The sequence below is a fragment of the Salinivibrio sp. MA351 genome (assembly GCF_001996065.1).
GTDB lineage: Bacteria > Pseudomonadota > Gammaproteobacteria > Enterobacterales > Vibrionaceae > Salinivibrio > Salinivibrio costicola.
The window spans coordinates 193,788-211,303 of record NZ_MUFG01000002.1 but is presented as its reverse complement, the minus strand read 5'-3'; the positions used below and the strand labels follow the sequence as shown (position 1 = coordinate 211,303).

14 protein-coding genes are annotated in these 17,516 nt (G+C 46.8%); 8 read left to right on the top strand and 6 right to left on the bottom strand.

All coding sequences use genetic code 11. From position 1 onward, the window contains the following. The 8 genes from BZG78_RS02400 to BZG78_RS02365 form a co-directional block, all read left to right on the top strand. A partial coding sequence (locus BZG78_RS02400; protein WP_206779562.1) for a hypothetical protein occupies nucleotides 1-983 on the top strand: 983 nt, incomplete at its 5' end. 11 nt (nucleotides 984-994) lie between these two features. Next, the gene (locus BZG78_RS02395) at nucleotides 995-2,002 is read left to right on the top strand and encodes a glycosyltransferase family 1 protein (protein WP_108743342.1); all 1,008 of its coding nucleotides are present in this window, start codon (nucleotides 995-997) and stop codon (nucleotides 2,000-2,002) included. 18 nt (nucleotides 2,003-2,020) lie between these two features. Then, nucleotides 2,021-3,199, top strand: coding sequence for a GDP-mannose 4,6-dehydratase (gmd, locus tag BZG78_RS02390; RefSeq protein ID WP_077660285.1), 1,179 nt, complete (start codon nucleotides 2,021-2,023; stop codon nucleotides 3,197-3,199). Next, entirely contained in the window at nucleotides 3,199-4,158 is a 960-nt protein-coding gene (locus BZG78_RS02385) for a GDP-L-fucose synthase (RefSeq protein ID WP_199877156.1), read from the top strand. The genes gmd and BZG78_RS02385 overlap by 1 nt, the downstream gene beginning before the upstream one ends. 11 nt (nucleotides 4,159-4,169) lie before the next feature. Beyond that, nucleotides 4,170-4,637, top strand: coding sequence for a GDP-mannose mannosyl hydrolase (locus BZG78_RS02380; protein WP_077660283.1), 468 nt, complete (start codon nucleotides 4,170-4,172; stop codon nucleotides 4,635-4,637). 15 nt (nucleotides 4,638-4,652) lie between these two features. Further along, the gene (locus BZG78_RS02375; protein ID WP_077660282.1) at nucleotides 4,653-6,059 is read left to right on the top strand and encodes a mannose-1-phosphate guanylyltransferase/mannose-6-phosphate isomerase; all 1,407 of its coding nucleotides are present in this window, start codon (nucleotides 4,653-4,655) and stop codon (nucleotides 6,057-6,059) included. After that, complete coding sequence (locus tag BZG78_RS02370; protein ID WP_077660281.1) at nucleotides 6,060-6,806, top strand: glycosyltransferase family 2 protein; 747 nt, start codon at nucleotides 6,060-6,062, stop codon at nucleotides 6,804-6,806. It abuts the gene before it with no gap. Nucleotides 6,807-6,826: 20 nt separating this feature from the next. Then, a complete protein-coding gene (locus BZG78_RS02365; RefSeq protein WP_077660280.1) occupies nucleotides 6,827-8,251 on the top strand; it encodes a phosphomannomutase in 1,425 nt (474 codons plus the stop codon). Nucleotides 8,252-8,806: 555 nt separating this feature from the next. Here BZG78_RS02365 and uhpC read toward each other — a convergent pair. From uhpC to BZG78_RS02335, 6 genes are all read right to left on the bottom strand, one after another. Continuing rightward, nucleotides 8,807-10,096 carry an MFS transporter family glucose-6-phosphate receptor UhpC gene (gene uhpC, locus BZG78_RS02360; RefSeq protein WP_077660279.1) on the bottom strand — a complete coding sequence of 430 codons (1,290 nt, stop codon included), beginning with the start codon at nucleotides 10,094-10,096 and terminating at the stop codon, nucleotides 8,807-8,809. Between the two features lie 12 nt (nucleotides 10,097-10,108). Then, nucleotides 10,109-11,620: a signal transduction histidine-protein kinase/phosphatase UhpB gene (gene uhpB, locus BZG78_RS02355; protein ID WP_077660278.1), complete on the bottom strand. Its 1,512-nt coding sequence runs from the start codon at nucleotides 11,618-11,620 to the stop codon at nucleotides 10,109-10,111. Continuing rightward, nucleotides 11,617-12,225, bottom strand: a complete 609-nt coding sequence (gene uhpA, locus BZG78_RS02350) for a transcriptional regulator UhpA (RefSeq protein WP_077460442.1) — start codon at nucleotides 12,223-12,225, stop codon at nucleotides 11,617-11,619. The genes uhpB and uhpA overlap by 4 nt, the downstream gene beginning before the upstream one ends. A 105-nt stretch (nucleotides 12,226-12,330) precedes the next feature. Continuing rightward, nucleotides 12,331-13,728: a hexose-6-phosphate:phosphate antiporter gene (uhpT, locus tag BZG78_RS02345; protein WP_077460443.1), complete on the bottom strand. Its 1,398-nt coding sequence runs from the start codon at nucleotides 13,726-13,728 to the stop codon at nucleotides 12,331-12,333. A gap of 351 nt (nucleotides 13,729-14,079) precedes the next feature. Continuing rightward, entirely contained in the window at nucleotides 14,080-15,288 is a 1,209-nt protein-coding gene (gene manA, locus BZG78_RS02340) for a mannose-6-phosphate isomerase, class I (protein WP_077660277.1), read from the bottom strand. A gap of 120 nt (nucleotides 15,289-15,408) precedes the next feature. Then, the gene (locus BZG78_RS02335; RefSeq protein ID WP_077660276.1) at nucleotides 15,409-17,319 is read right to left on the bottom strand and encodes a fructose-specific PTS transporter subunit EIIC; all 1,911 of its coding nucleotides are present in this window, start codon (nucleotides 17,317-17,319) and stop codon (nucleotides 15,409-15,411) included. Between the last annotated feature and the right edge of the window lie 197 nt (nucleotides 17,320-17,516).

Here is a 17,516-nt window from a genome sequence, read left to right as displayed (position 1 = left end):
CAGTTATAGAACTGTTTTCAATATTAAAAGTTTTGAAGTCTTTGGATTATAGAGTGGTTGTCGTTGACTACCGAAGAAAAAAGATGTTCGGAAGTTATGATGTAGTTTTTGGGTTTGGAGATTGTTTTGAATATTGTATAAAGAAAAAATCCGCAAAAAGATTTGTCCTTTATTCTACAGGTAGCCCTGCATTTATTCAAAACCAAAGAGCACTAGAGGCGTTTTTTAGATTTAAGCGCTATAATAACACTCCCAAAATAGACTCTTTCAGTAAGTATATTCGTATAACAGAAAGTATGTGGCCAGCGCAGTTAGTTGAGAGTGATGCGATAGTCACTATTGGGAATAACTATATCAAGGAACTTTTTTTGCGGTTTCATGATAATGTATACAACATTCCATCGACTTGTTTTCATACTAAGGTGGCAGAAGAAGATATTAACGAACAAGATGTGGAAAAAAATAGCTTTATATGGTTTGGTGGTAATGGAACCATACATAAAGGGCTAGACCTTTGTATTGAAGCTGCTATAAGGCTAAATGCTAAATTATATATAGTAGGTCCTGTGGATGAAGAGATAGGTGCTTTCAGAAAAAGGCTTAGTCAATATCCTAATAATATAATCTATCTAGGTTTTTTATCTGTAGACTCGGTTGAGTTAAGGGATATACTAAATAGAGTTGTGTTTAATATATTACCTTCTTGCAGTGAAAGTATGGCAACATCTATTATTACGTTAGCATATAATTATGGTTCTATTCCAATTATCACTCAGGAATGTGGTGTCGATATTACTGATGATGTTATTTTTATCGATGATTTGACTGTGGCATCAGTGGTTAGTTCAATGACATATGCTTTGTCTCTTGGTGATGACGACATTTCGAGGCGGAGAGCTAATATAAAGAGCGAATATCAATCTAAACATGGCAATCGTTGTTTTTATGGAATGCTAAAGTCTTCATTGGAAAAAGCTCTATGAGTAGGTGACTGATGGTTGTATATGATGGCATTATAGAGAGTTTACAGTCTGGTGGTGGAGTAAGTGTTGTATTTAATGAAATAGTTAGTCGAATGGATAGCTACTTATATATTAGTTACAATATCGATTCTAAAATTGCCAAAAGTGAATATAATCAGGTGGACAAATTCACTTTTTTAGAGAGATATAAACGGTGCCGTATAAGTCGAAATGTTTATAAAAGAACCTCTATCTTTCACTCCACGTATTACAGAGTTCCTTCAGACAGATCTATCCCTACTGTAACAACGGTCCATGACTTTACCTACGAAAATTTTGTTAAAGGCCCTGCTAATTGGGTGCACTGTTGGCAAAAATATCGGGCAATAAAGCATAGCGATATTGTGATTTGCGTTTCGCACAATACCGCTCGAGATCTTATGCACTACTGCCCAATCGATCCAAGTAAGATTCGCGTGATACATAATGGTGTCTCTGAGAGTTATCATGTACCTCCCGATCTGCCGGCTAAAACCAATGAAGTGCTTTTTGTTGGTGCTCGTGCAGGGTACAAGAACTTTGAATTAGCGGTCGATGCTTTGGTGAAACGGCCTGAGCTGTCCCTCAGCATCGTAGGCGGTGGACCGCTCAGTGAAACGGAGCAGCAACGTTTAGACGCATGTCTCACCGGCCGTTATACTTGGCTAGGGCGCTTAAGTGATGAAGAACTCAATTTGGCGTATAATCGCGCTTATGCGTTGCTCTACCCCTCAAGCTACGAGGGATTTGGTATTCCAATTATCGAAGCGATGCGTGCCGGTTGCCCTGTTGTTGCGGTTAATGCATCTTCAATCCCCGAGGTTGCAGGTAATGCTGCGATTTTAACGAATTATGCTGACGCAGAGTTATTCTCCAATGCTTTGTTAAGTGTGTCAGAAAAAAGAGAGGCATTAGTAATAGCCGGTCTAGAGCAAGCCAAAAAATTTTCTTGGGATAAGTGTTTTGAAGAAACACTGCAAGTTTATAAAGAATTAATGTGATAAATGGAACGAAATGAAATGAACAAAAAAGTAGCGCTCATTACAGGCATTACAGGTCAGGATGGCTCCTATTTGGCTGAATTTTTACTAGAAAAAAATTACGAAGTACACGGCATTATCCGCCGAGCGTCCTCCTTTAATACCGAGCGTATCGACTCTGCGATTGCCAGTTCTGGGAAGATTCATCTTCACTACGGTGACCTAACCGATTCGTCTAACCTAATTCATTTGGTGAGAGAAATTCAGCCAGATGAAATCTACAACTTAGGCGCTATGTCACATGTTGCGGTGTCGTTTGAATCGCCTGAATACGCAGCGGATGTTGATGCCATGGGCACTATTCGCTTGCTTGAGGCCATTCGCATTAATGGGCTCGAGAAGAAAACGCGTTTCTATCAAGCATCTACATCTGAGCTGTACGGTGAAGTACAAGAGATCCCGCAAAAAGAAACTACCCCGTTTCATCCTCGTTCTCCTTACGCAGTGGCGAAGATGTACGCATATTGGATCACGGTTAATTATCGTGAATCTTATGGCATGTATGCGTGTAATGGAATTTTGTTTAACCATGAGTCGCCCCGTCGTGGCGAGACGTTTGTAACCCGTAAAATTACGCGCACTTTGGCCAATATCTCTCAAGGGTTAGAGTCGTGCTTACATCTTGGCAATATGGATGCACTGCGTGATTGGGGTCATGCAAAAGACTATGTGCGAATGCAGTGGATGATGCTGCAACAAGACGTGGCCGATGATTTTGTGATTGCAACCGGCAAGCAGATTTCAGTGCGCGAGTTTGTGCGTATGTCTGCCAAAGAAGCGGGAATTCAATTAGCGTTCTCTGGTGAAGGTGTGGATGAAATTGCTACCGTAACTGCGGTTGATGCGGATAAAGCGCCATCAGTTAAGGTAGGCGATGTGATCGTCCGTGTCAGTCCGAAATTCTTCCGCCCTGCAGAAGTCGAAACACTGTTGGGTGACCCAAGTAAAGCCAAAGCTAAGTTGGGTTGGATACCTGAAATTACAGTTGAACAGATGTGTGCGGAGATGGTTGCGGCTGATACAGCAAAAGCGAAACAGCATGCGCTGCTCAAATCACACGGTTTTGATGTTTCCATCTCTCTAGAAAACACTAATACTTTTGCGAAAGCGAAAGAGGAACTAGACATTAAAGCTCACGGACTGGTAGGTGAACAATGATGAAGAAAGTATTTGTCGCAGGCCATAATGGCATGGTGGGCTCTGCGATCGTTCGTCAGCTGATGCAGCGCGATAATGTTGAAGTGATTACGCGCTCGCGTCAGGAACTAAATCTCCTTGATCAATCCGCTGTCAATGCTTTTTTTGCAACTGCGAATATTGACCAAGTCTACCTCGCTGCTGCAAAAGTAGGGGGCATCCATGCGAATAACACTTACCCTGCTGACTTTATTTATGAAAACCTAATGATGGAGTGCAATATCATTCATGCTGCACACCAACATAACGTTCAGCATTTGTTGTTTTTAGGGTCATCCTGTATTTATCCCAAGTTAGCCACACAGCCGATGAAAGAAAACGCGTTGCTAACCGACACGCTTGAGGCGACGAATGAGCCTTACGCGATAGCGAAAATTGCTGGTATTAAATTGTGTGAGTCTTATAACCGCCAGTATGGCCGCGACTATCGCAGTGTGATGCCAACTAATTTATATGGGGAAAATGATAACTTTCATCCCGAAAACTCTCACGTAATCCCTGCACTAATGCGGCGCTTTCATGAGGCAAAACTACGTGGTGATGCTGAAGTTGTAGTATGGGGTACGGGCATGCCAATGCGTGAGTTTCTTCATGTCGATGATATGGCCACCGCGTCTGTGCATGTTATGGAGCTAGATAATGAAACTTACCAAGCCAACACAGAGCCCATGTTATCGCACATTAATGTTGGTACTGGCGTTGATTACACCATTCGTGAAATGGCTGAAACCATGGCCAAGGTAGTTGGTTACGAAGGGAAGCTTGTGTTTGATAGCTCTAAGCCTGATGGCACTCCCCGTAAACTGATGGATGTGTCACGATTATCGGCACTAGGCTGGAACTATCAGATCAGTTTGGAAGAAGGTTTAACTAAAACCTACCAGTGGTTTTTGGCTAATCAAGATATCTTCCGTCAGTAACGAGTGGAGGGATGATGCAACGATTAGAGACAGAGTTATTCAAAACTGTTGTGGCCGCGACGCCGCTAATCTCGATGGATCTGATTGTCCGTAATACGAATGGTCAGATCCTGCTGGGTTTAAGAAACAATCGCCCTGCACAAGGGTTTTGGTTTGTACCTGGTGGTCGAATAGGCAAAGATGAAACGTTTACACAAGCCTTTTCGCGGCTAACGGCAATAGAGCTAGGACATGAGCTCTCCTTAGACGATGCCACTTTTCTTGGCCCTTATCAGCATTTTTATGCGGATAACTTCTCTGGTAATGCTTTTTCAACGCATTATGTAGTGCTTGGTTATCAACTCACGCTAGAGCTCGATTTATCCGCATTGCCGAATGAGCAGCATCAAGGGTATCAGTGGTGGAGTGAAGCCGAACTACTCAAATCTGAACACGTACATGCGAACACCAAAGCGTACTTTTCTCATCAATATAAATAGAATTAGGTAAACGCCATGTTATTACCTGTCATTATGGCTGGTGGCTCTGGTAGCCGTCTGTGGCCGCTCTCACGCAGTTTATACCCCAAACAGTTTATTCGCTTGACCAGTGAAAAAAGTATGCTGCAAGAAACCGTTGCTCGTTTAAACGGCGTTGAACACCAAGCGCCACTGTTTATCTGCAATGAGGATCATCGATTTATTGTTGCAGAGCAGCTGCGCGAAACACAACAAGCACACAGTGGCATATTACTCGAGCCGGTTGGACGTAACACTGCGCCGGCAATCGCGTTAGCGGCCTTGCATGCACAACAGCAAGGTGACGATCCACTCTTGCTGGTGCTCGCGGCCGATCATGTTATTAATGACTCAGCCCAGTTTCAGCAAGCCATTACAGATGCGCAGCACGTTGCACAAGCGGGCAAGTTAGTCACCTTTGGTATTGTCCCTCACGCACCCGAAACCGGATATGGATACATCAAAAAAGGTGAGGCCTATTCGGAGGCTGGTTTCCATGTCAGCGAGTTTGTAGAAAAACCCGCGCTAGCAACCGCCGAGCACTATGTTCAAAGTGGCGACTATTGCTGGAATAGTGGCATGTTTATGTTTAAAGCCTCGCGTTTTCTCGAGGAGCTACAGGCGTATCGCCCCGATATCTTAGCTGCTTGTCAACAGGCGATGGCACAAGCTAAACCGGATCTGGATTTTGTTCGCGTAGACGAAACGGCGTTTGAGCAGTGCCCGGCTGAGTCGATCGATTATGCGGTGATGGAAAACACGCAAGATGCGGTGATGGTGCCTATGGATGCCGGATGGAGTGATGTGGGCTCATTCAGTGCATTGTGGGAAATATCACCACGTGATAACGCGGGCAACGCAGTCGTTGGTGATGTGCTCACAGAGGCAGCTGAAAATAACTATATTTACTCTCAAGATAAATTGGTTTCAGCGGTGGGGGTTGAAGATCTTGTCATTGTAGAAACCAAAGACGCGGTACTCGTGGCTAACCGGCATAAAGTCCAAGATGTTAAAAGTATTGTAAGCCAACTGAAGCAACGAGATCGCACTGAGTATCAACAGCACCGAGAAGTATATCGCCCTTGGGGCTCACACGATGAAATTGCAGCGGGTGATCGCTATCATGTTAAGCATCTCAAGATTAAACCGGGAGAGCGTACTGCTCTGCAACAACACCATCATCGTGCTGAACATTGGGTTGTGGTGCAAGGTACCGCCAAAGTCACGAATGGTGATAAAAGTTATCTCGTTGCTGAAAATGCTTCAACTTTTATTCCGTTAGGTGCGCCTCACCGGATTGAGAACCCAGGTAAAATCGATCTTCACCTGATTGAAGTACGTTCTGGGTGTTATCTCAATGAAGATGATGTGGTGCGGTTGGAAGAGTATGGCGTGGGCTATTAAATGAAAGTTAGTATTATTACCGCAACTTTTAACAGTGAAAACACCATCAAAGATACGTTAGCATCACTCGATAGCCAAGATTATCCCAATATCGAATATATTGTTGTTGATGGCGGGTCTACGGATAAGACGGTAGAGACCGTAAAACAGCACTCCAAACGCCTGACCAAAATTATTAGTGAGCCCGACCAAGGCATTTATGATGCGTTAAATAAGGGCATTCAGACTGCAACGGGCGATGTTGTTGGTTTTTTGCATTCAGATGATGCGCTTGCTTATTCTGGTGCAGTCACTGACATTGTGTCGGCTTTTCAGGGTCAATATGATGCTGTTTATGCAGATCTCGATTTTGTCGTCGATCATAGTAAAGCGCGAGTCACGCGACATTGGAAAGCAGGCGCATTTAGCCCGAATAAACTATGGCAAGGGTGGATGCCCCCTCATCCAACGTTTTACATGAAGCGAGATAAGTATTTATCTCACGGCTTATACGACTTAAATTTTCCGATTGCCGCTGATTACGACTTGCTACTACGCTATCTGCGCCAAGAAAGCTTTAATGTTCAGTATTTTCCGAAAGTGATCGTATATATGAAAACGGGTGGTGCAAGTAATAGTACGCCTCTTAATCTAGTGAAGAAAGTTAGAGAAGAGATTAAGATCTTAAAGAAAAATGGTATCAATATATGGGTACTTACGATAATGATGAAAAGGCTGACAAAAGTCGCTCAGTATTTTCAGCGGTAGAATTATGCCGGAAGGATAGTATGTTGTCTTCAAACCTAGTTATTCAAAGTAGTAATATTCAATTCGGTACCAGTGGTGCGCGCGGGTTAGCTACTGACTTTACCAACAATGTGTGCGCTGCGTTTACCGTGGCGTTTGTGGCAAGCTTGGAAAATAAAACACCGATAAAGCAAGTAGCACTGGCGATTGATAATCGCCCCAGTAGTCCAGATATGGCTCGTGCTTGTGCTGCTGTCTTGCTGCAACAAGGTATTGAACCTATTTATTACGGAGTGGTACCGACGCCCGCGCTTGCGTATGTTGCAATGCAACAGGCGATTCCCGCCATTATGATCACTGGAAGCCATATTCCTTTTGACCGCAATGGTTTAAAGTTTTACCGCCCCAATGGTGAAATTACAAAGGCAGATGAAAAAGCGATTTTGGGTGAGCAAGTGGCTTTTTCTCCTGTGAAAGAACTACCTACTTTGCAGGTGAATGAAACAGCGGCCAAGCAGTATATTGAACGCTATACCCGTTTATTTTCAGATTCCGTCTTGCAGGGTAAACGCATCGGTATTTATGAGCACTCAAGCGCTGGGCGTGATTTATATCGTGTGATTTTTGAGGCCTGCGGTGCTGAAGTCGTTTCCTTAGGTCGTAGTGATGAGTTTGTCCCCATTGATACGGAAGCCGTCGATGATGAAGATAAAGCGAGAGCGGTTGAATGGTCACGAGACCATCAATTAGATTTTATTTTCTCAACCGATGGTGATGGGGATCGACCTCTGCTTGCTGACGAGCAGGGTACATGGCTACGTGGTGATACCTTATGTGCATTGTGCGCGCAAGACTTAGGTATTGAAGCCATTGCGATGCCTGTTAGCTGCAATACTATGATTGATAGCTTGGCTGGTTTTACGCACGTAGCGCGAACAAAAATTGGCTCGCCATACGTGATTGAAGTTATTGATGCACTCAATCAGAGTGGCGCTGTGGTAGCTGGCTTTGAAGCGAATGGTGGATTTCTGCTTGGTAGTGATATTCAGATCAATGGGCAAACGCTCAAGGCATTGCCAACACGGGATGCTGTATTGCCGGCGATTATGGTCATGGCAAGCACGGTTGGTCAGTTAGCGAATCGTGTTGCGGCATTACCTACCCGGTATACAGCCAGTGATAGATTAAAAGAAGTGGATAAATCCATCAGCCAAGCGTTAATTGAAGAGGGAATTAAATCACCGCAATCACTTTTGGCTAAGCTTGATATGGCAAGTTCGACTGTCTCCGATGTGGATACAACCGATGGATTGCGCCTTACGCTGAGTAACGGTGATATTGTTCACCTACGACCATCAGGTAACGCACCTGAACTGCGCTGCTATACCGAAAGTGATGAGGCAGCAAAAGCCGAAGCGCTGGTTGGCAAAGTACTGGCGGCGATTAAGCGTATTTACTCAATATAGACGCACCATCGTTATTATTTGAATGCGGAATACAGAAAGAAACTAGATGTAGATCGTGTTCGCATTGAAGCTATTGCTTTTTCCGTCATCGGTATTCGTGAATAGGAATACGGAGCGCTACGCTTACAGAATACGGAAAGATCGGAAAGTAGTTTCTAGGCCTTAGGAACTTTATCTACAGCGCCTGTCACGATCAGCGCCAATTTTAACACCGGCGCCAACTTTGGCTTTGATGTCGGATGGCGCGCGGCTAGCTTGGGTATTCGTGATTCACATTGTGCAGGCGCTTATGCCGACCTACGCCAATGGTGCCATTGGTGTTTGTCCGATCTACACGAGATTCGGGATCTTGAATACTGAGAAGAGCGAAAAGCAGTACCTAGGACCAAGGAACTTTATCTACGGGGCCAGGCACGATACGCTTTTCCGTATTCCGTATTCCGTATTCCGTATTCCGTATTCCGTATTCCGTATTCCGTATTCCGCCAGGTGATTCCATTGGCGGCGATGACACAATCCCAAGTATATATTGAATAATAGATTTCCGTTCTTGTTCTATTTCTCCTCGCTCGTATCCACCTGCATTCTTAAAAAAGGGAGCAGTACCAGCCCAATGGTCACCGCGCATAACGCTATCGCGATAAAAAAGCCTTGCCACGCGAAAGCTTCAATAATCAGCGCGAGAGGGTAGCCAGCGGCGGCTGCGCCTAAGTAGGCAAAAATGCCGACAAAGCCTGTCGACGCGCCTGCTGCTTGTTTGTGGGAGCACTCAGCTGCAGCCATGCCAATGAGCATCTGCGGGCCAAACACAAAAAAGCCGACGCAAAATAGCAACAGTGCGTGAATAAAAATGTCGGTGAACGGAAATAGCCAGAACGCAGCGACCGATAGAAAAATACCGGTGGCAAACAAAATGCACATGGGCCCGCGGTTACCGGCAAAAATTCGGTCAGATCCCCAGCCTGCGACCAGCGAGCCTAATACCCCGCCGACTTCAAACATGGCCAAGGCAACATTGGCTTGAATCAAGCTGTAGTGATGCTGTTGGGTAAGATAAATATTGCCCCAGTCGTAAATGGCGGTGCGGACGATATACACCATGATATAGCTGACCGCGAGTAACCACAGATAGCGGTTGGTGAGCACATAGCGATGCAAAATAGTGCGATAGGCTAAAGAAGGGCTGTCTGCTTCGTGAAATTGCTCTAGCTTGTCTTTGCGCCAATCGCCAATATTGGGCAACCCAAGTGATTTGGGTTTATCACGTAAGTAAAAAAACAATAACAGCCCAATCACAATCGCGGCCACGCCGGGTAAGGCAAACCCAGCCTGCCAATTCACATGGATGACTAAATACGCGACTAACACCGGCACAATGGCACCACCAAGGTTATGTGCTGTATTCCAAACAGCCCACCACACACCACGCTCGTTGCGGGAGTACCAGCTGGTCAGCAAGTTGGCACACGCTGGCCATCCCCATCCCTGAAACCAAGCATTAGCCACCCACAATGCAGTCAAGGCAGCAATACTGTGCATTTGGCTGAAAACCAGGCTAATCACGCCCGTCAATATCAGCCCTGTGCTCATAAAAAAACGTGAGTTGGTTTGATCTGCAATCATTCCCGATACAAACTTCGACACGCCGTAGGTTAACGAAAATAGCGTTCCCATTAAGCCGATATGCGCCATATCGATATTTAGGTTTGTAATCAACGCCGGCGAGGCAGCACTCAGTGTTTTACGGGTTAAATAAAAGCCTGCATAGCCCACATACATGCCCAGCATAATATGGCGCCGCCAATAGGCGTAGAGGGTGTCTTGGGTACGCGTCTGTGTTGTCATGATCTTACTTGTTTAAGGTATGTGTGGAAGTGATAGCGTGAGCGATGTTCCATTTTGATTGGATTGAATATCGCAATCGCCGCCCATTGCTACGACTCGCTCTCGAATGCCTTTCAGGCCAAAGCCGTTAACGGTGTCTTTAGGGGTAAAACCACAGCCGTCATCCGTCACTTGCAAGGCGCTAGTATGACCCAATGAAATAACAACGGCGACATGACGTGCATTGGCGTGTTTATGAATATTATTCAATGCCTCTTGGCAAATTCGGTAGAGGGTAACACGCACGGTGTCGCTTACTGGGTGATGGTGAGTAATCGAAAGTTTTATATCAATCCCTTGGGCGGCAAATCCCATATCATGCGCCAACTGGCTAACGGCATCATCAAAGCTAACATCATCTAAAACGGTTGGCCGCAATTGCGCAAGTAAGGTTTTGGTTGATTGATAAATGTTCATCGACATGTCTTCAATCACTTGCACATACGGGGCATAAGCGTGATCGTTATCCAGTCGTTTAATGATATTCGCGTGGGTTTTGATGGCGGTTATGTTCTGGCCGACATAATCGTGTAGCTCGCGAGCAATATCTCGTCGGATCTTTTCTTCAGTGCTGATCAGTTGACGCGACAAATATTGGTTCTTGCGCAGTTGTTGCTGAATACCAGTAGTAAGATCGCGCTGACGCTGCACGGCAAGCCCCAGCCCAATGCCGGTCATAGTTTGCACAGCAAGTGATAACAATAACTCGACAGTGGCTACCGTGGTGGTCGCTGAGGCGTCGGTATGGGCAGCCACCAATGCCAAACTATTGAACAGAGTCGCAAGAAATGCACCTTGCCAGCCATATTTTAGCGCAAACAAAATGATGGGAATCGCCAAACAAAACGGTGCAAAACGGTCCAGTGAGGGAGGTAATTGCGTTTGAATGAGTAAGTTAAAGATAAACGCGGCGCTGCATATTAGCCCATCGCGCCAATGAAAGAGGATCGGCGTGTGTGCGATACGGGCAGAAACCATGCCCCATGGCTTTGAGAACAGATAAAAAGTGAGCAAATAGCAGCAGGGCAGGACAATTAACATGGCGGTAAGCGGCGCCAGTAATAACAGCATGTTATCGCTTGATAATGTCGCCCCCAGACTCACGATAGTGGCACTTTGGCCCAACCCCGCCACACTGGCGAGTAATAAAAACGGCCAATGGTGGCGGTGCGCATAAGCCGTTAGTACATGACATATTGGCCATGAAAGAATACTGAGTAACCCTAAACGAAGCCAATCTTGGCTGGGTAAGTATTGAAAAAGAATGGCCAAGGCCAGCCATTCGGCCAAGTAAATGGCCGCCCAATACGTACGACGAGTTGTGATAATCAACCCAAGGCGACAGGCAAAGGGTAAAAATACCACTGCGAGGGTATTCGTGGGCAAGAGAAAACGGCTGATCACCCAAAGACTGACCCATGCACAGAGTACGAAAAACAAAATGCAAAGGGCGTTGATGACCCAGTTAACCGTGGCTTTGTTCATACATCCTGTTGGAGTTTTTTTGCTAGGCACACATTGTTATCGACCGCGAGTTTTTCCATTGCATTGGCGCGGTGAACATGCACTGTTTTTGGGCTAATCCCCAATTGGTCGGCAATGTGTTTGATCGCATATCCGTCTGCAATCAGGGTCGCCACTTGCTTTTCACGGCGGGTGAGTGTGGCTAATTGACACGACGAAGGGTGGGTTGGTGCAGCGAGTTGCAGTGCGATATCTTTGGTCACAAAGAAGCCACCTTGTGCCAAGGTTCTTACAGCTTGAATGAGATCATCTGGGTGGCAGTTTTTACTGAGGTAGCCTTTAGCACCCAGTTGCAGGGCTTTTTCAATCATACTGGCCGAGTCATGAACACTTAGCATTAATGTGTTAATACTAGAGGGAAGCTGCTCGAGCAAGTGCAGGCCGCTCTCATTAGGCATAGAGATATCCATAATACAGACATGCACCGGCAATCCAGGTAGGTGCTGGCGGGCCTCTTTTGCCGAGCCAAATTCCCCAATCACATTGATATCAGGTTCAATATTTAACAGTTGACCAAAACCGGACCGTACGATTCGATGGTCGTCAATCAATACAACGTTGATCATAGACTGCCTGCAAAAAGCAGTACATTAGCGCCAGTATGACGCTAATGCAATGTGGTATATCAATTGTTGAGCGCGCAGCGCTGTGGGGCTGACTGCGCGTTCAATTTATAATGCCTGTGCCTTGAGCTTCATCGCCTTTTTCTTTTTGCGGATTTTGTGCTCTTCAGCGATAGCCACCATGGCCAGTAAGCCTAAGCAGATCAGTGCAGAGGCATCCAGTGCCGCAAAGGTGCCTTTCCAGCCCGTTAAGCCAAAGACTGGCGTGCCATCGGCCACCATACCTAAGCCCAGTTTAGCGAAGCTGTCACCAATCAGATACGCAAAGGTACCTTTCACGCCATCGGCGACACTGATTGCCTTTTTCGGTACAAAGCCAACCGCGGCGACACCGATCAATAGTTGCGGACCAAACACGAGGAAACCGAGCGCAAACAATGCAGACAGGTACATAAATTCGCTGGTGGCGTATTGGTAGAACTCGAGTGTCATGACAATGAGTGCGAGGGAAACGCAAGCAACCAGTGCACGGCGCCCGTTAGCAAGATCTGAAAGGTATCCCCACATCAGTGTGCCAACCAGCGCGCCGACTTCAAACATGGTAAAGCCAGAAATCGCGGTCTCTTTTGAGAAGCCCAGCTCTTGATACGCATACACGGTAGACCATTGGTCGATACCAATGCGAACGATGTATAGGAAGATGTTAGCAAAGCATAGCAGCCAAATGACTTTGTTTTTCAAGATATACTTAAGGAACATTTCCTTTTTCGTCATCTTGTTTTCTTCAGCTTCACGATCTTCATCACTTATCGGTTCTTCGAAAAGCTCTTCTACGGTGCCTAGCCCATAGGCTTCTGGTGAGTCACTACCATATCGCATCCCAATTGCACCAACGATGATTGCAATGACTGCAGGGAACACGAACATCCCGATGACGTTACCATCAAAGAAAACGTTGGCACCAAACAAGGCCACACCGGCGGCACCGGCACCACCGACATTGTGCGACATATTCCACAAACCAAGGTATGACCCGCGTTTGTTGCTCGGTGTCCATTTAGTAATGGTTGAGTAGCTTGATGGACCACCGGTACTTTGGAAAAAGCCGCTCAGTGAGTAAAACGCCACCATTAGAAAGAGGCTGATGCTACCGCCGCCCAAACTAAAGCTGAAGCCAAGCATACAAAGACCAGAAAGGATCAGCATAAACGGGAGGAATTGCTTTGTATTCTTGCCATCGGCGTAGTAGGAAACAACGGTTTTACCAATTCCGTAGGTGACAGAGAAACCGAGACCAATCATCCCCAATTCGGTCATGGAGAGGCCATACTGATTGATCATATCGTTCTGAGCGACGTTGAAGTTTTTTCGCACCAGATACATGGTTAAATAGCCAATAAAAACGACTAAGTAAGATTGCAGGAAAGGTTTGAGCCACATTTTTCTGCGCTGTTCAGCTGGCAGATCTAATGTGGGCTTTCTGACTTGATTGAGAAAGTTCAACATAAGTTCGCTCGTAAGTGAGTGGAGGTAATGGCAAGCAGTATACGGCGCGATGACGCCGCTCCCTTGAGACGACGGCTTAGTTGAACTAGGAAATTGTCTTAGTTTTTATTGAGTAGGTTATAAATCGTGAAAGGCATCACAACAAACGTTAAGCATCATAAAAGACGAGAACGATAAACGGCTGAGTAAAAGGCCAGGAAGCAGTTCCAAGCCTCGATCTTCTCCGTATTCTGTAAGCGAAGCGCTCCGTATTCCCATTCACGAATACCGATTACGGAATACAGAGTACAGGAAAAGCAAAGGCCTCAATGCAAGTATGAAGCTGCTCTTCTCCGTATTCTAGACCCTCATTTATCCTATCTGATTAAACACCCTCACAGCGCCGCCCTGGCAGTGTAATTGATACTCGCTCGTACACGCCGGTATAAAAATAGACTCGCCTTTTTCAATGGTTAGCTTGTGGTCGCCATGAGAAACAGTCAGTGGGGCATCAATGGCGAAGATGATTTCACCGCTGTGCATATGGCATGTGAGATCGTCAACCTGAAGGTAATGCGTAAAGGAAAAATCAGGCACCGCGACCGGGTAATGCGTTCCTTGGTCAGTGCGTGTCGGTTCGAGTGTTATGTTAGCCGTTGCTATAGGAGCAAAGCTTGTACAGGCGATCAGCTCATCAACATCGATATGCTTGGGGGTGAGTCCGGCTCGCAATACGTTGTCGGAGTTGGCCATGACTTCGAGTCCGACGCCGTTGATGTAAGCGTGAGGGGTGCGGGCGTGCAAAAACATCGCTTCCCCCGGCGCGAGTGTCACGACATTTAGCAATAACGGCGCAAACAGGCCAATATCGCCTGGATACTGTGTCGCCAAATCAATAATGGTATCGAAGGGAGCTTCCGTCGCATTTTGATTGGCCACTGCCATTAAAGCGTCGACTGCTGCTGCTTTATCGGTTGCCTCAAGCGCTAATAGCTGAGCGAAGGCGCTTTGTAGCGTGTCTTCAGCCGGGGAATCGGTAAAAGCTTGAAAAATTGGGTTGAGCGAATCGTGATTGATTTTTGCAATGTTCGCAACAATGTCTGAATAGGGACGAAACCCGTTCATCGCCTTAAACGGGGTCAGCGCATAAATCAGTTCAGGTTTGTGATTGGGATCTTTGTAGTTGCGATGCGCGGCTGATAGGGAAATGCCTTGTTGGTTTTCTTTTTGATAGCCGTGTTCGGCTTCTTGTTTGCTTGGGTGTACCTGGATGGATAACGCTGTGTCTGCGGCGAGCACTTTGAATAGAAAAGGCAGTTCACCAAAGCGTTGATAAATCTCAGCGGATAAGGCGGATTGCGGGTCAGACGCAATCAACGTATTAAGCGGCAGCCAAGCTTCGCCAACGTATACCTCGGAGCTGGCTTTAGGGTGCGCGCCCATCCAGATTTCAGCTTGCGGCTGTTGGTCGGGGTTCGCAATATTAAACAGCGCTGGCAGAGCCGTGCAGCTCCCCCATTGATAGGTTTGAATGGGATTGCGCATTAAAAAAAATGGCTGTGAGTGAAATGGGCTATTCATACAAGCGATACTCTTAAACGAGAGGATATAGTCTTAAACGAGAAAATATACTCTTAAACGAGAAAATCGGCCCCGATTGGCGAGGCCGAAAGTGATAATAATGGTGTGGTTATAGCATAATTAAGCGGCTGATTGCAGCCACTGGGCTTTGCGTGCCTTCTTCAAGCTGACGCAAACCAATGCAGTCACCACCGCGCCGGCAATCATACAAATAAGGGCAATAACAGGTTTGTTCATTGCGCCCAGTAATGCCACCACGGGGCCACCATGCGCCACGCTGTTAGTCACACCGAATCCAAAGGCCATCACCGCCGCCACCATGGAGCCAATCATATTGGCGGGGATCACCGCAATAGGATCTTGGGCGGCAAAGGGAATCGCCCCTTCTGAAATCCCGACCAGGCCCATGGCCCCCGCCGCTTTACCGGCTTCGTGTTCAGTGGCTTCAAAGATATTAAGCTTACGGCCTAGCACGGTTGCTAAACTCATTCCTAGGGGAGCAACTGGGATAGCACAGGCCATCGCACCCATAAATTGAGTTTGTCCGCTGGCAATCATCCCCACTGAAAATAAGAAAGCCACTTTATTGAATGGGCCACCCATATCAAAGCCTGCCATACCGCCCAGTACAATCCCTAATAAAATGTAGTTACCGGTGCTCATGGCGGTGAGCATAGCGGTAAGTGAATCCATCAGGCTGGCAATGGGCGCCCCAATCACAAAGATAAATAGCGCGGCGATAAACAGGGTACCGGTAATCGGCGCAATCATAATGGGAACGAGTGGTTGGAGGAATTTATGGTAATTAATTCCGCTGACCCATTTGACGAAATACCCCACAAGCAAACCCGCAATGATGGCACCGATAAAGCCGGTGCCCGCTTCAGCGCCGTAAAAGCTGCCGGTATTGGCAATCCAGCCACCAATTAACCCTGGCGCAAGTGCCGGGCGATCCGCAATCGCATAGGCGATATAGCCGGCAAGCACTGGGATCATTAATTGGAAGGCAATCACACCGACATCGAGCACTTGTTGCCATGCACTGCCTTCTGGAATGGCCATGCCCGCTTCCGTTGGCTCACCGCCAATGGCGAGAGACAGCGCAATCAATAGCCCGCCAGTGACCACAAAGGGGATCATGTGCGAGACCCCATTCATCAAATAGCGATATAAGTTACTTCGCCAGTTTGTGGTGCCAGTGGACGGTGCGTTGGCGTTTGTGCTTTGCTTGGACGTACCCGCGGCTTGATAAGGGCTGGCATTAAGTGCGTTTTCGATTAAGCCTTTACCGTCGCGAATTGCTTCTTTAACGCCGACTTCGACCACAGCTTTGCCGTTAAAGCGGGTCATATCGGTTTGTTTATCACAGGCAACGACAATCGCATCGGCGCGTAATATGTCGTCTTGTGTGGGGGCGTTTTTAACCCCAATCGAGCCGTTGGTTTCTACTTTTATCTCATAGCCCAGCTCGTCAGCGGCTTTTTCAAGCGCTTCGGCCGCTAAATAGGTATGTGCCACCCCCGCCGGACAACCGGTTACACCAATAATGAGGCCTTTTTTCGGTCCGGTATTATTGCTTTCTTTGCTGGGCTGAGTCAGCAGGGTCATGACCTCACTGGGCGTGTTGGCTGCAAGCAGCGCTTGCGTGAATCCTGGCTCAATAAGTTTGGAAGAAAGGGAAGCCAGCACTTCAATATGATGGTCGCCACCGTTAGTGGGAGAGGCAATCATAAAAAAGATATGAGACCGCTCGCCATCTTCTGCACCGTAATCGATGCCGTCTCGGCTAATACCGATGACCACACCGGGTTTGGTAACGGCGTCACTTTTTGCATGAGGAAGTGCGATGCCCGCTTCAAAGCCTGTATTGCCTAGGGCTTCGCGCGCGTTCACATCCGCAATAAATGCGGCTTTATCACTAACACGGTCATTATCGACCAATGCTTGGCTCAGTTCATTAAATACAGCTTGCTTGCTGGTGGCGTCGAGGTTGAGACGTATCAAGCGCTCGTTGATCAGTTCAGATATCATGATGGGCTCCTGCCGATTCGTGTGAACATGGTGATCAGTTTGCGCCCGTATGCGGCTGGAAAATAGTGCAGAGAAATAGCATTTACTGGATGATTGTGCCCAACCATTTTTAATGTGATCTCGCTCATTAGCGGCAATCGCAGATCGTATGAGTATAATGGCGGTGTTGCTGATGCGTCGTACTGACGCCGTTTGCG

What these genes read in the sequence shown, in the direction of transcription:
- BZG78_RS02395 (WP_108743342.1), top strand. Translation starts at nt 995, where the DNA reads ATGGTTGTATATGATGGCATTATAGAGAGTTTACAGTCTGGTGGTGGA.
- gmd (WP_077660285.1), top strand. Translation starts at nt 2,021, where the DNA reads ATGAACAAAAAAGTAGCGCTCATTACAGGCATTACAGGTCAGGATGGC.
- BZG78_RS02385 (WP_199877156.1), top strand. Translation starts at nt 3,199, where the DNA reads ATGAAGAAAGTATTTGTCGCAGGCCATAATGGCATGGTGGGCTCTGCG.
- BZG78_RS02380 (WP_077660283.1), top strand. Translation starts at nt 4,170, where the DNA reads ATGATGCAACGATTAGAGACAGAGTTATTCAAAACTGTTGTGGCCGCG.
- BZG78_RS02375 (WP_077660282.1), top strand. Translation starts at nt 4,653, where the DNA reads ATGTTATTACCTGTCATTATGGCTGGTGGCTCTGGTAGCCGTCTGTGG.
- BZG78_RS02370 (WP_077660281.1), top strand. Translation starts at nt 6,060, where the DNA reads ATGAAAGTTAGTATTATTACCGCAACTTTTAACAGTGAAAACACCATC.
- BZG78_RS02365 (WP_077660280.1), top strand. Translation starts at nt 6,827, where the DNA reads ATGTTGTCTTCAAACCTAGTTATTCAAAGTAGTAATATTCAATTCGGT.
- uhpC (WP_077660279.1), bottom strand. Translation starts at nt 10,096, where the DNA reads ATGACAACACAGACGCGTACCCAAGACACCCTCTACGCCTATTGGCGG.
- uhpB (WP_077660278.1), bottom strand. Translation starts at nt 11,620, where the DNA reads ATGAACAAAGCCACGGTTAACTGGGTCATCAACGCCCTTTGCATTTTG.
- uhpA (WP_077460442.1), bottom strand. Translation starts at nt 12,225, where the DNA reads ATGATCAACGTTGTATTGATTGACGACCATCGAATCGTACGGTCCGGT.
- uhpT (WP_077460443.1), bottom strand. Translation starts at nt 13,728, where the DNA reads ATGTTGAACTTTCTCAATCAAGTCAGAAAGCCCACATTAGATCTGCCA.
- manA (WP_077660277.1), bottom strand. Translation starts at nt 15,288, where the DNA reads ATGAATAGCCCATTTCACTCACAGCCATTTTTTTTAATGCGCAATCCC.
- BZG78_RS02335 (WP_077660276.1), bottom strand. Translation starts at nt 17,319, where the DNA reads ATGATATCTGAACTGATCAACGAGCGCTTGATACGTCTCAACCTCGAC.